Origin of the sequence: Providencia sp. TYF-12 (genome assembly GCF_041344805.1) — a bacterium.
Taxonomy (GTDB): Bacteria; Pseudomonadota; Gammaproteobacteria; order Enterobacterales; family Enterobacteriaceae; genus Providencia; species Providencia huashanensis.
Genome location: NZ_CP166833.1, coordinates 86,677 through 100,782, shown reverse-complemented (window position 1 = coordinate 100,782; position 14,106 = coordinate 86,677). Strand labels below are relative to the sequence as shown.

Genomic DNA, 14,106 nt, shown 5'->3' with positions numbered 1-14,106 from the left:
TTTCCCCGGGCGCATTGTGTTGTCCTGACAGAGTATGAATGTTTTTACTCTAAACGATTGTAATAATAAGACGGCATGAAAAAAAAACGCGCTTTTTTAAAATGGGCTGGGGGTAAATACCCCCTTGTGGAAGAAATAAAAAAACATCTTCCACAAGGTGATTGCTTAATTGAGCCTTTTGTTGGTGCAGGGTCAGTGTTTTTAAATACTAGCTATGATTCTTACATGCTGGCAGATATCAACAGTGACCTCATCAACCTCTATAATACTGTTAAAGACCATGCTGATTCTTTTATCGAAGAGGCCCAGCAAATCTTCACACCTGAATATAATACTTCAGAACAATACTATTTAATGCGTGAAGCCTTTAACCAATCCAATGACACTGAAAGACGTAGTATCCTTTTTTTATACTTAAATCGTCACTGTTATAATGGGTTATGCCGTTATAATTCACGCGGTGAGTTCAACGTGCCTTTTGGTCGCTACAAAAAGCCCTATTTCCCTAAAGAAGAATTACTGTGGTTCGCTGAAAAATCGCAAAAAGCAACATTTATTACCCAGCACTATGGCGAGACCTTGCTCAATGCTAAAGAAGGGGCCGTCATTTACTGTGACCCGCCTTATGCTCCTTTATCTGATACTGCCAATTTTACGGCTTATCATACCAATTCCTTTAATGCGAGCGAGCAACAAAATTTAGCGATTTTGGCACAGAAGTTATCAACGGAAAACAGGATCCCAGTGCTGATATCGAATCATGATACCCCGTTAACCAGAGAGTGGTATCATCAAGCTCAATTACATATTGTAAAAGTACGTCGTACCATTAGTAGAAATATATTAAACCGTAGCAAAGTCAATGAATTACTGGCTTTATATACGGGGGAACCTAATAGCCTTTCTCCTAGAAAAACTGACAAAAAAATGCAAAGCCTTGTGACTAGTGCTGAATGGCTCTCAGATAACGATTAATAATCGGAGACGATAATGAAAAACTTTCTCATTGCCCCATCTATTTTATCTGCTGACTTTGCTCGTTTAGGCGAAGATACCGCCAATGTTCTTGCAGCTGGTGCTGATATCGTGCATTTTGACGTAATGGATAATCATTATGTTCCTAACCTAACTTTTGGTGCTCCAATTTGTAAAGCCCTGCGTGACTACGGTATTACTGCGCCGATTGATGTCCACCTCATGGTAAAACCTGTTGATAGGATTATCCCTGACTTCGCCAAAGCAGGTGCAACTCATATAAGCTTCCATCCTGAAGCCAGTGAACATGTTGATCGTTCATTACAACTCATCAGAGAACATGGCTGTACCGCGGGGTTGGTATTTAACCCAGCAACACCACTGAGTTACCTTGATTATGTAATGGATAAAGTGGATATGATTTTACTGATGTCAGTTAATCCAGGCTTTGGTGGTCAATCCTTTATCCCACAAACCCTCAATAAATTGCGCCAAGTCCGCAAACTTATTGATGAAAGTGGCTATGATATTCGTTTGGAAGTCGATGGCGGTGTGAAAGTGAACAATATTGCAGAAATCGCGGCGGCTGGAGCGGATACCTTTGTTGCAGGCTCAGCCATCTTCGATCAACCAGACTATAAAACAGTCATCGATGCGATGCGTAACGAACTACAAAAGGTATCTCAATGACTCAAGTTGTATTAGAAGATATTAAAGCGATTGCCTTTGATTTAGATGGTACTCTCGTTGACAGTGCCGGTGGCTTAGCTGAAGCCATCGATAATATGCTCAAAGAGTTTGGTTTTCCTCCAGCAGGTAAAGAGCGCGTCTCTATTTGGGTAGGTAACGGGGTTGATGTTCTCGTTGAACGCGCGCTTTCTTGGGCAGGAGCCGACATCACAGCTGAATTACAAAAAAAAGCTCGAGCCAGTTTTGATAAATTCTATGCAGTTTCTGTCACAACAGGTAGTCAGCTATTCCCTGAAGTAAAAGAAACCTTAGAACAATTAGCAAAACACAACATACCGATGGGGATCGTCACAAATAAAGCTACGCCGTTTATTGCTCCACTACTAAAAAAATTAGGCATTGATAGCTATTTTTCTCTTGTATTGGGTAGTGACGATGTAAAAGCCCTAAAACCGCACCCTGCTCCCCTTTACTTAACAATGGGCACATTCGGTTTACGTAAAGAAGAATTGCTTTTTGTCGGCGATTCCCGTAATGATATTATTGCAGCACAAAGCGCGGGATGCCCGAGTGTCGGGCTGACATACGGCTATAACTACGGTGAATCTATTGCTTTGAGCGAACCTGACTGTGTCTTGACACACTTTGCAGGCTTGTTACCCACAATTGGTTTATCTGAAATAAAATAAGCAAGGACATAACAAACATGAGCACTCCCACTGAAAATTTACAGCAACCCCAAAAACCTATCGTATTCAGCGGCGCACAGCCTTCCGGTGAATTAACCATCGGTAACTATATGGGTGCATTACGTCAGTGGGTACAAATGCAAGACGACTATGACTGCATTTACTGTATCGTTGACCAACATGCTATCACTGTTCGCCAAGACCCTGTCGAACTGCGTAAAAGAACCCTCGATACACTTGCGCTCTATTTAGCCTGTGGGATTGACCCGAAAAAAAGCACCATTTTTGTACAGTCTCATGTCCCACAGCATGCACAATTAAGTTGGGCATTAAACTGCTATACCTATTTCGGCGAATTAAGCCGTATGACCCAATTTAAAGATAAATCAGCGCGTCACGCAGAAAATATCAACGCAGGCCTGTTTGACTACCCCGTTTTGATGGTTGCTGATATCTTGCTTTATCAAACTAATCAGGTTCCTGTTGGGATTGACCAAAAACAGCATCTTGAACTAAGCCGTGACATAGCCCAACGCTTCAATGCAATTTATGGTGATATATTTACTGTTCCTGATCCTTTCATTCCTACAGGTGGCGGTGCACGAATTATGGCACTGCAAGACCCAACCAAGAAAATGTCTAAGTCTGATGACAACCGCAATAACGTCATTGCTCTACTCGAAGACCCAAAATCGGTTGTGAAGAAAATCAAACGGGCCATGACGGACTCAGAAGAGCCACCACGCATTCGTTATGATTTAGAAAACAAACCTGGCGTTTCTAACCTGTTAGATATTATGTCAGGTGTCACAGGTAAAAAAATTGCAGAGCTAGAAGCTGAGTTTGAAGGCCAAATGTACGGTCACCTTAAAGGTGCTGTTGCAGAATCCGTCTCTGGCATGTTGACTGACTTACAGACTCGTTATCATGAATTCCGCGATAATGAAGCGCTTCTGAATCAAATCATGGATGAAGGAGCGACTAAAGCGTCTGCTCGTGCACAACAAACTTTAGATAAAGTGTATGAAGCTATTGGTTTTGTAAAACGCCCATAACGCTAATCAAATAAAAAGCGCTTACTCATCAATGGGTGAGCGCTTTCTTTCATTAACACATAGCCAACTATTTTCACAAACTCCTTCTACTTTTCTATCTGGAGTCTATCCTCTTTTATCTATTAAATACCTTATTTAGTGATTTTTAAATTATTTAACTAATAAGGTCATTCTATGTTATTCAAAAATAAACATGCTATTGTCCAAGGCGGATCACGTGGTATTGGCGCTGCTATAGTAAAAAAACTAGCCAAAGAAGGTGCAAATGTTGCTTTCACCTACGCCTCATCAGATAAAAATGCAAAATTGTTGATCACTGAAACAGCCCAGTATTCCGGTACAGTCATGGCAATAAAAGCCAATAGTGCAAATGAATATGAAATTACAGCTGCAATCAAACAATCATTTGATAAATTTGGTTCTATTGATATTTTAATTAACAGTCTTGGTATTCTTGAATTTGGCTCAGTAGAAACTCTCCCTCTAGAATCATTTGATCGCTCCTATTCCCTAAATGTACGCAGCTTATTTATTGCTAGCCAATCAGCCCTAACTGTTATGAATAATAATGGACGAATAATTCACATTGGTAGTGTTAACTCAGAACGGGTTCCATTCGAAGGTGGAGCTGCCTACGCAATGAGTAAATCAGCTATTATTGGCTTAACAAAAGGTATGGCTCGAGATGTAGCTGCTAGAGGGATCACTGTCAACAATGTTCAGCCAGGTCCTGTAAACACTGATATGAATCCAGAACAAGGCGAGTTCGCAGATAGTCTAAAACAAATAATGGCTTTAAAACGCTATGCTAGCGCTGATGAGATTGCTGATTTTGTATTGTACCTAGCTAGCCCAGCTGCTGCTTATATAACGGGAGCAAATTTAAATATCGATGGCGGGTTTACAGCTTAAATATTGGTTTATTAATGAATAAAAAAACGGGAAAATTTTCCCGTTTTTTATTAACCAATGAGTTTGACTTTAATTATTGAAAATCTTTGTCGGTATACAACTTCGTCGCTTTAACTCCTTCAATATTTTTGGCCCCGCCTAGCATCATATTGATAGAAAGTTCTTTATTCAGTTGCTGGATCACCGAGTTTACGCCTTCAGCACCACCTAAATTTAAGCCATATAAAATAGGACGGCCTACAGCCACAACATCTGCCCCACTTGCTAAGGCTTTAAATACGTGTGAACCGCGACGCACACCACTGTCAAATACAATTGGAACACGTTTATTAACGACCTTAGCAATTGACGGCAATACATCAAAAGACGCGGGACCACTGTCTAACTGGCGACCACCATGATTAGAGACCCAAATCGCATCAGCACCTGCTTTGATCACAACATCAGCATCTTCGGGCGATTGAATACCTTTAACTATTACTGGCAATCCTGATAACTTTTTCACGTATTGAATATCTGCGGGTGTAAAAGCTTGTTTTGCTTGCGCATAAATTTCACCGATCCCTGCACCTTTACCTGTTTTTGAACCATCACTATTTTGCTTAGCAAATAGCTCTAAGTTGGCAAAGCCTAGCGGGAACTGGAAGTTATTACGAATATCATCTTCACGATACCCACCAACTGGAGAGTCAACGGTTAAAATAATCGCTTTAGCACCACTTTCTTTGGCTCTCTTCAACGTAAATTCGTTAAAAGCATTATTTTTACTCATATAAAGCTGGAAAAAGAACGGGTTTTCCCCTGAAACTTCAGCAACTTCTTCAATTGTTTTATTACCATAGGTACTTAACGAGAAAATAGAACCTGCTTTAGCCATACCTTTTGCTGTCGCAATTTCCCCGTCTTTATGTGCTAATCCTTGGGCCGCCATCGGCGCTTGAATAATAGGGGTTTTTAGTTTAATTCCTAAAAAATCAGTTGAAAGGTCGATATCTGAAATTTCAATTCCCTGCATCACTCTTGGCATAATATATTTATTATCAAAATGTTGCGTATTTTTCTTCAGATTCAATTCATCTTCAGCACCACCACGAATATAACCAAAAGCACCTTTATCCATACTTTTGGCAACTTGGCTTTCTAATTCATCCAAGTTCACAATTTTAATTGGGCCTTCTTTATCGCTAGCTTTATATTCCGCCGCCTGTGCGGTACCAAGAGTCAGTGCAACAGCAAATAATGTCGATGTCACAAACGTATTTTTTCGTGTAAAACTCAACATAATAAATCTTTAACTCCCCATCAATTACTGTTTAATAGCCTCGGCTTGAATTTGGATAGTGACATTTTTGGCCATGCCATCCTTCACTAGGAAATCAACCCCCCATTGCGTACGGTCAATAGTGGTTTCGAAATCACCACCACACACATCAGCATTAAAAATTGGACTGAAATAGCAACCGAATTTGGTAGTTTTTAACTGAACTGGATGTGATTGGCCTTTCATAGTCAACACACCATCAATAGAAACAGGTTTGTTGTCTGCAAAATTCCATTTAGTCGATTTGAACTCAATGGTCGGATATTTTGCAACATCTAACATATCTTCACTTTTAATATGATTATCAAATGCTGATAACCCAGTATTTAAGGTCTCCGCTGGAATTTTTACACTGACGCTACCAGTTTGTTTTTCCGGAGAATAGCTCATATCTCCGGTGATATTGTGAAAACCGCCACTATTGGTAGAAGTATTAAAGTGGTCAATATAAAACACGGCTTTAGTATGAGTTGCATCTAATTTATAGTCTGCGGCCTGTGCTGTACCAAGCGCAAACAAAGAAACCAGCAAAGGTAATGTAAGCTTTTTCATCATATTTCCTTAAAATTCAATTACAAATAGGCAGCTATATCAGTCATTAAGCTGCCTGAATTAATTTCGTAAGTTAAATGTGGGGGTTATCGCGAATTAACGTTCAGAATCTAATTGCTCATTATTTTTCAGAACATCTTGCGCTTTGCTGTAGCTTTCAATTAATAATTGATAAGCAGGGAAAATTTGCGTGTAGGCCATTGCCCATTCAGCAGCGTCTTCACGGTTCCAAGTGCCTTGTAACTCAGAAGCAACCGCGGCTGTATCCATAGGGACAACCCCTGCTTGAACCACACGAGCCAAGGTAATTTCTTGTGCCATCTTGCTATAAGTACCTGATGCATCGATAACAACAAATACTTGGTAACCATCCATCACCGCACTAATCGCAGGGAAAGCCATACAAACACTAGTAATGGTACCTGCAATAATCAGTTGTTTTTTGCCTGTCGCTTTTACCGCTGCCACAAACTCAGGGTTATCCCATGCATTAATTTCGCCACGACGTGCAATATATTGTGCATGTGGTGCATTTTGGTGAATTTCTGGGATCAACGGACCATTGGGGCCTTGAGGTACAGAAGCCGTAGTGATCACTGGGATTTTTGCCAGTGAAGCCATTTTAGCCAGTACAGATGCGCGAGCACGCAATTCAGTCATTGGCATATCACCTACAGTTTGGAAAAGCCCACTTTGGTGATCAATTAATAACATCACAGCATCGTTTGGGTTAATAACAGGGCGCTGGCCATTAAAGTTTGCTGGAATACTCATGATAAAGCCTCTCAATCGATGAAGTCAGAAATTTATTTAGAATCAAAAATAGAACGATAACCGCTCCGTTTTCGTGTTATTTAGATTAATTCATCAGTTTTAAGCTGAGTAGTCTGGATTTTGATAAACTCTGTTCTATAAATAGGATAATAACCTCAACCTTGATTGTTCTTTTATTGGAACAATGAAACCTATTTTTGCCCCTACTGCCGAATGATTTGCTCCTTTATTATTCAGTCATCAAAACAGTTTAGGAGCAAAACCATGAAAAAAATTATTGGTATCTATCAATCTCCTCGTAGCCATTGGGTAGGAGACGGCTTTCCTGTCCGTTCAATGTTTACTTACGATAACCATGGGAAATACCTCAACCCATTCTTATTACTCGATAGAGCAGGTCCTTTCAATTTCCCCAGCTCAGAAGCAAAGAATCGAGGAGTTGGTGAGCACCCTCATCGTGGGTTTGAAACCGTTACGATAGTGTATGATGGGGAAGTAGCTCATCATGATTCTACTGGTGAAGGCGGTGTGATAGGTCCAGGCGATGTTCAGTGGATGACTGCGGCATCGGGTATTTTGCATCAAGAATATCAGTCTGATGCCTTTATGAAAAAAGGTGGCACTCTTGATATGGTGCAACTGTGGGTCAATTTGCCTGCAAAAGACAAATCAGCGGCACCCGGCTACCAGTTATTGGAAAGCCAAACTATGCCAAAAGTCACACTGCCGAACGAAGCAGGCACACTGCGTGTGATTGCAGGGGATTATTTAGGCCACAAAGGGGCAGCCAAAACCTATACCCCGTTAGATGTTTGGGATTTACAACTCAATCAGGGAAAAACTGTTGGCATACAGACAAAATCAGGTCGTAACGTAGGGTTAGTCATGCTACGCGGTTCAATATTTGTTGATGGGCGTTCTGCCTTAAATGAAGGTGAACTGATGATCCTTGATAATACAGAAAGCAACATTGTGCTAGAAGCAACAGAAGATGCCTTAGTATTACTGCTAAGCGGTGACCCGATTGACGAACCGGTTGTTGGTTACGGCCCATTTGTTATGAATAGCATGGACGAAATTAATAAAGCTGTAAATGACTTCAACAGCGGCAAATTTGGCCGTATTCCTGAAACACAATAAATAATGTATGACCCCTCGATAACCTTAGGCTATTGGGGGGTTATTTTACTGACGGTGAAATGTTATCTGCTAAATAATTCAATAATAATTGTACTGATGGTAACAACCCTTTGCGAGATGGATAAACCGCATGAATAATATCTTCAGGGAAACGCCATTCAGGTAATACCTCCACCAAGTCCCCTGAGGCAATTTCCTTTTCCACCACGCCATAAGGCAACCTTGCAATGCCAATCCCTTTAAGTGCCGCGCGGTATAACGTTAACACATCAGTTGTGGCTAATTTAGGGGTGAAATGCTGTGTAAAACTCAGGTCATCGCTATTTTTCAGTGTTAACGTATAGTTTTGCGAGTGCTCTGTATTCGCTAACATCGGGTAATCCACCAGCTTTTCAGGCTCAATAAGTGCCCCTCGTTCTACAAATAACTGCGGACTTGCAACCAATATCCTGCGAGAATACCCCAGCACTTTCATCATTAGACCGGAGTCATCAAGAGGTAAAGAACGCACCCTAATTGCCAAATCCAGCCCTTCACTGATCACATCAACAGGGCGATTAACTGCCAATATCTGAATATCGATATCTGGGTATTGCGCCATAAAATCAACAAGTAATTCATTAAGATACACTTGCAATAATGCAACAGGACAAGACAGTTTTATCGTACCTTTCGGGTGAGACTGAACAGAACAAATCAATTCGTGAGCAATTTCGGCTTCATCCACCACATTTTTACATTGCTGATAAAAAACCTGCCCTACATCTGTGACATGAAATTGGCGAGTTGAACGATAAATTAAAGAAACATTTAGCTTTTTCTCTAAATCTGCAATACGTCGGCTTAACTTAGATTTAGGAACCCCAAGAGCTAAACCCGCTTGGGAAAAACCACCATGCTCAACGACTTTCACATAGTAATAGAGATCATTTAAATCATATTGCAGCATACGTTTTTACCAACCTTTGTGCTTGGAGGTTTGAAATCGTTATCTTACTCAAAATTCAAAAAATGTCCTCTTCGATATTTATTCTTTCACACCTATATTCAGCTTTATCGTACGAGCCAACAAAGACCCTATTATAAAAAACAGATAATTTTGGGGTATTAATGAAAGCCTTTTTTAATAATTTTATGTAAACATGAAAATTATCCTCTACCGTTAAAATGAGAATATCATGCGTACAGAATTACCACAGACTCCATCAACTTCATCACTTGAGTGTTTTTTTGAAACCGCTGTTAACCAAGCGGATAAAAAAGGAAAAATCAGCCATTCTGATATAAAAAAACTCCTAAAGAACATCTCCAATTCATCTGAAAAACTTACCGTTAACAATTACTATAATATCCAAGAGTCTGTTAGTAGACTAAATAAAACCTTAACACTTCAGCACTCTAACGTTATTGAAAACAAGTCTCTCTGTATCCATAAGGCATACACAATGGCATTTAATAAATTATCTGATGCCTCTATTCATGAGATCAGACGCAATGCGCCACAAAGAGCCAATACGCTCAATATCATTGAACTAATGACCAAAAATAAAACGATAAAGCAAAAAAGAGTTATTGAATTTAAGGAAAACACCCAGAATATAAAAACTAAAGTTGATATATTTATTAATGACTTATATAAAGAACCGTATTGGAGACCAAATGATAAAGAATATTCAGGGCTAATGGCTAACCTATCGAAATTAAAAAGTGATATAGAAAAGTCGAGAAATAATATACTCAGTTCAAGTTATCAACATAACCCAAATAAATTTAAAGCATTAACTCAGTTAAAATCGCAATTAACACAGCTTACAGAGAAATTACAAAACGATTATGACAAGCTAATCCGTGGTAGTACCTCAAATAATCAGCGTATCTTGAGCGATAATGAAATGCCTTCAATCTATAAATTAGAGCTAGCTCATTTAAAAAGGGCAATACCTATAATTGAATCAGAATTAGCGCAATTACAAAACGAACTACAAAGTAAACGTAGTGAATTGAGTAAATAATAAAGTAAAAAGTTAACGGAACGCCAAAAAAAGAAAAACGCCTAATTAAAAATTAGGCATGTCTAACTTTGATATACGGCAACCTAGCCCCGTTTTCCAAACAAACGGTGGCTAAATTCTTCAATCTGGTGGTGTTCTAAGCGATTTTGCATGGTTAAACTCCAGCTTGCGGATAACCCAGCTGCACTTAGCAACCGCTGATAGAGTTGTTCATCATAGGGGGCATGAAAAGCAATCATAATCGCTTCTTGTACTGAAACGTCACTATTACGGCTTAATAGCGTTAATGGTTCGTTTTCGCTGACATTTCCTGTTTTTATCACCCGATAAAGCCACCCACAGCAACCACGCTCTTGCATCAACTGTGCAAAGTTTTCGATCCCCGTAAGCCCATTAAGCTTATAACATGGAGAGCGAGGCTGCGTGACCTGTATCCGCGCATTACCCCATGCAAAAATATCCCCGATAAATACGTTTTCTTCGGTCATACCCTGTGTTGATATATTTTCCCCAAATGCAGAGGCAACAAATAAATCCTCAAGCTCAGGGTAAGCGTTCAACCAATAATGATAATGCTCACGTGGATAATGGCATAGGGCTCTATCTGGCCCACCATGGAAACGTTTTTCTGCCTGTTCATCCCCTTCTAGCCCTAATTGCCCTAAAGCCAGCAAACCATCCGCAGCCTGTTTATGGATCGCACTTTGACCACAAGATTGAGTCTCTTGGACTTTACCGATAAAAACTTGGGGTAAACATGACATTGACGATATTCTCCATTTGAATAGCGATAGAGACTTCATCATAAAGAATGCCAAGACAGATAACAATCCAATACACCGGAAAATAAAAAGGCGTAGCATCTATGATGCTACGCCCACTCGCTATTTAATTAAAAAATTAATTATTTAGCTTTTGCTGCAAAACGTGCGGCAGCTTCGTCCCAGTTAACAACGGACCAGAACGCTTTAATATAATCAGGACGGCGGTTTTGGAATTTCAAGTAATAAGCGTGTTCCCACACATCTAAACCAATGATAGGGTAGCCTGAAGCACCTGAGATAGCTTCACCCATCAATGGGCTATCTTGGTTAGCTGTAGAAACAACAGCTAATTTACCGTCATCTTTCAGAACCAGCCATGCCCAACCTGAACCAAAACGAGTTGCAGCAGCTTTTTCAAATACTTCTTTAAATGCATCAACGCTACCGAAATCGCGTTCAATAGCCGCTTTCAGTTCGCCTTTTAATTCAGTACCTAATTTCAAACCTTTCCAGAACAGACTATGGTTTGAGTGACCACCAGCGTTGTTGCGTACAAAAGTGCGCTGATCAGCTGGAATTTGATCTAATTTTTGAATCAGAACATCGATGTCCAAACCTGCTAATTCTGGCAGTTTTTCTAACGCTGTATTTGTGTTAGTCACATAGGTTTGATGGTGCTTAGTGTGGTGGATTTCCATGGTCTGTTTGTCAAAATGTGGTTCCAACGCATCATAAGCATAAGGTAAAGCAGGTAATGTATAACTCATATTATTGTCTCCAGTGACGTAAATACCGCTATGTTTCTCATTTTTCACCACAAGGCTCATAGGGTATGCACTTGCTTAACTTCGCACCTTGTGAATTACTATCTATTATAGTTATTTTACTGTTAATGAAAATCATTATCAAATCCATAAAAAAAATGTGGGTTTTCTCATTCGCTACAAGAACTCCCTTATACAGTAACTAATACCAATATCACCGCCTTTTATTTTTCTTTAATTCTAACATTTGCTATATTTTAAGGTTAATACACTAATTTAATATTTAGCATCAAATGATAATTCTGCAAATCCCATTACAATTAATACGTGATCTTCCGCGCAAAAGAAAAACAAATTTATATTTCGTGCTTTAGTTAACCATTTTTTGACATAGTATTAACATCTGCAAGGAGATAATAATATGACTCAAATAACTAAACATCCCGTTCCTGCTGAAATTGCAAAAAATGCCCTGATAAACGAACAACAGTATAACGATGAGTACCAACGCTCGATTCAAGACCCTGAAGGATTTTGGGGCGAAAAAGGAAAAATCGTTGATTGGATTAAACCGTACACCCGTGTCAAGAACACGTCTTTTGACCCCGGACATATCGATATCCGTTGGTTTGAAGATGGCACTTTAAATTTAAGTGCAAACTGTTTGGATCGTCATCTGGCTGAAAAAGGCGACCAAGTAGCTATTATTTGGGAAGGCGATGACCCATCATCGTCAAAAAATGTCACTTACCGTGAATTGCATCAAGATGTTTGTCAGTTTGCAAATGTGTTAAAGCAACAAGGTATCCGCAAAGGCGATGTCGTTGCTATCTATATGCCAATGGTTGTAGAAGCCGCTGTAGCCATGCTAGCTTGTGCTCGTATTGGTGCCATCCATACAGTCATTTTTGCGGGTTTCTCTCCTGAGGCGGTCTCTGGTCGTGTCATTGACTGTAAAGCCAAGCTTATCATCACTGCTGATGAAGGCCTACGCGCAGGCCGTGCAATCCCCCTGAAAAAAAATGTGGATGATGCACTAGCCAACCCACATGTAACCACCGTATCCAATGTGATCGTCTATCAGCGTACTGGTAATCCACCGAGTTGGGTTGAAGGACGTGACTTATGGTGGCATGACGTGGTTAAAGGTGTCAGTACAGACTGTCCTCCTGAAGAAATCAGTGCTGAAGACCCCCTATTCATTCTGTATACCTCTGGTTCTACAGGTAAACCTAAAGGTGTCCTCCATACCACTGGGGGCTATTTAGTTTATGCAACGCTCACGTTTAAATACACTTTCGACTATCACCCAGGTGAAGTCTATTGGTGTACTGCTGATGTGGGTTGGGTTACCGGCCATAGTTACTTGTTATATGGGCCATTATCCAATGGGGCAAAAACCTTAATGTTTGAAGGTGTGCCTAACTATCCATCAGTAAACAGAATGAGTCAGGTTGTTGATAAACACCAAGTCAATATCCTCTACACTGCACCAACTGCAATCCGTGCGTTAATGGCTGAAGGTGATAAAGCCATTGAAGGCACTGATCGTAGTTCTCTGCGCATCTTAGGCTCTGTGGGGGAACCCATTAATCCTGAAGCATGGGAATGGTTCTACAAAAAAATTGGTAATAGCCGCTGCCCTGTGGTTGATACATGGTGGCAGACAGAAACTGGTGGCTTCATGATCACACCACTTCCCGGTGCAACAACATTGAAACCCGGTTCTGCAACTTTACCTTTCTTTGGTGTTCGACCTGCATTAGTTGATAACCTTGGTGAGCCTATCGAAGGGGCTACAGAAGGTAATTTAGTGATTGTTGATTCATGGCCGGGGCAAGCCCGTACTTTATTTGGCGATCACGAGCGTTTCGAGCAAACTTATTTCTCAACCTTTAAAGGTATGTACTTTAGTGGAGATGGTGCTCGCCGTGATGAAGATGGCTATTATTGGATCACAGGTCGTGTTGACGATGTATTGAATATCTCAGGTCACCGTTTAGGTACCGCAGAGATAGAATCAGCCCTCGTTGCACATCCAAAAGTGGCTGAAGCCGCAGTAGTTGGTATTCCTCACAATATTAAAGGCCAAGCAATTTATGCTTATGTCACATTAATATCAGGGGTTGAGCCATCTCCAGAGCTATACACAGAAGTTCGCAATTGGGTTCGTAAAGAAATTGGTCCAATTGCAACACCGGATGTTCTTCACTGGACGGATTCATTACCAAAAACCCGTTCCGGTAAAATCATGCGTCGTATCCTACGAAAAATTGCATCAGGAGATACCAGTAACTTTGGAGATACCTCCACTCTGGCAGATCCAGGTGTTGTCGAAAAACTACTCGAAGAAAAACAGTCTATGAGTATGTCATAACGCCAAAAGGGCCGCCTTTACCGGGTGGCCTTACATACATCCCAATAAGACGATTTACTCTAAATAATTTGAGGTGCAACT

General features: G+C 40.4%; 14 protein-coding genes. 8 read left to right on the top strand and 6 right to left on the bottom strand.

Going from position 1 to position 14,106, the window contains the following annotated elements; genetic code table 11:
- Positions 1-75 precede the first annotated feature (75 nt).
- The 5 genes from dam (at position 76) to ABE954_RS00400 (ending at position 4,321) form a co-directional block, all read left to right on the top strand.
- Positions 76-975 (top strand): adenine-specific DNA-methyltransferase, encoded by a 900-nt coding sequence (gene dam, locus ABE954_RS00420; protein WP_048605600.1) that lies wholly within the window; start codon positions 76-78, stop codon positions 973-975.
- A 15-nt stretch (positions 976-990) separates the two neighbouring features.
- Positions 991-1,665: a ribulose-phosphate 3-epimerase gene (gene rpe, locus ABE954_RS00415; protein WP_004263207.1), complete on the top strand. Its 675-nt coding sequence runs from the start codon at positions 991-993 to the stop codon at positions 1,663-1,665.
- A complete protein-coding gene (locus tag ABE954_RS00410; RefSeq protein WP_042848634.1) occupies positions 1,662-2,354 on the top strand; it encodes a phosphoglycolate phosphatase in 693 nt (230 codons plus the stop codon). Before rpe ends, ABE954_RS00410 begins: the two co-directional genes overlap by 4 nt.
- A 17-nt stretch (positions 2,355-2,371) precedes the next feature.
- Complete coding sequence (gene trpS, locus ABE954_RS00405) at positions 2,372-3,409, top strand: tryptophan--tRNA ligase (protein ID WP_042848635.1); 1,038 nt, start codon at positions 2,372-2,374, stop codon at positions 3,407-3,409.
- A 174-nt stretch (positions 3,410-3,583) separates the two neighbouring features.
- Positions 3,584-4,321 (top strand): 3-oxoacyl-ACP reductase family protein, encoded by a 738-nt coding sequence (locus ABE954_RS00400; RefSeq protein WP_129467224.1) that lies wholly within the window; start codon positions 3,584-3,586, stop codon positions 4,319-4,321.
- A gap of 73 nt (positions 4,322-4,394) precedes the next feature.
- Here ABE954_RS00400 and ABE954_RS00395 read toward each other — a convergent pair whose 3' ends face one another.
- From ABE954_RS00395 to ABE954_RS00385, 3 genes are all read right to left on the bottom strand, one after another.
- Positions 4,395-5,603: a lactate oxidase gene (locus ABE954_RS00395; RefSeq protein WP_166686986.1), complete on the bottom strand. Its 1,209-nt coding sequence runs from the start codon at positions 5,601-5,603 to the stop codon at positions 4,395-4,397.
- A gap of 24 nt (positions 5,604-5,627) precedes the next feature.
- Entirely contained in the window at positions 5,628-6,194 is a 567-nt protein-coding gene (locus tag ABE954_RS00390; RefSeq protein WP_042848638.1) for a YceI family protein, read from the bottom strand.
- Between the two features lie 96 nt (positions 6,195-6,290).
- Positions 6,291-6,968 carry a hydrolase gene (locus ABE954_RS00385; RefSeq protein ID WP_042848639.1) on the bottom strand — a complete coding sequence of 226 codons (678 nt, stop codon included), beginning with the start codon at positions 6,966-6,968 and terminating at the stop codon, positions 6,291-6,293.
- 264 nt (positions 6,969-7,232) lie between these two features.
- Between ABE954_RS00385 and ABE954_RS00380 the strand changes: the two genes are divergently transcribed.
- On the top strand, positions 7,233-8,108 hold the full coding sequence (locus ABE954_RS00380) for a pirin family protein (protein ID WP_042848640.1): 876 nt from the start codon (positions 7,233-7,235) through the stop codon (positions 8,106-8,108).
- Between the two features lie 40 nt (positions 8,109-8,148).
- Here the strand turns inward: ABE954_RS00380 and ABE954_RS00375 are convergent, their stop codons facing one another.
- Entirely contained in the window at positions 8,149-9,054 is a 906-nt protein-coding gene (locus ABE954_RS00375) for a LysR substrate-binding domain-containing protein (RefSeq protein ID WP_042848667.1), read from the bottom strand.
- Between the two features lie 232 nt (positions 9,055-9,286).
- Here ABE954_RS00375 and ABE954_RS00370 point away from each other — a divergent pair, with 232 nt between their 5' ends.
- Complete coding sequence (locus ABE954_RS00370; protein ID WP_129467222.1) at positions 9,287-10,120, top strand: hypothetical protein; 834 nt, start codon at positions 9,287-9,289, stop codon at positions 10,118-10,120.
- Between the two features lie 83 nt (positions 10,121-10,203).
- Here ABE954_RS00370 and yiiM read toward each other — a convergent pair whose 3' ends face one another.
- Together yiiM and sodA are read right to left on the bottom strand one after the other, a co-directional pair.
- Entirely contained in the window at positions 10,204-10,884 is a 681-nt protein-coding gene (yiiM, locus tag ABE954_RS00365; protein ID WP_042848643.1) for a 6-hydroxyaminopurine reductase, read from the bottom strand.
- 140 nt (positions 10,885-11,024) lie between these two features.
- Positions 11,025-11,651 (bottom strand): superoxide dismutase [Mn], encoded by a 627-nt coding sequence (gene sodA / locus ABE954_RS00360; RefSeq protein ID WP_042848668.1) that lies wholly within the window; start codon positions 11,649-11,651, stop codon positions 11,025-11,027.
- Positions 11,652-12,069: 418 nt separating this feature from the next.
- Here sodA and acs point away from each other — a divergent pair, with 418 nt between their 5' ends.
- Complete coding sequence (acs, locus tag ABE954_RS00355; RefSeq protein WP_042848644.1) at positions 12,070-14,025, top strand: acetate--CoA ligase; 1,956 nt, start codon at positions 12,070-12,072, stop codon at positions 14,023-14,025.
- The last annotated feature ends 81 nt before the right edge of the window (positions 14,026-14,106 follow it).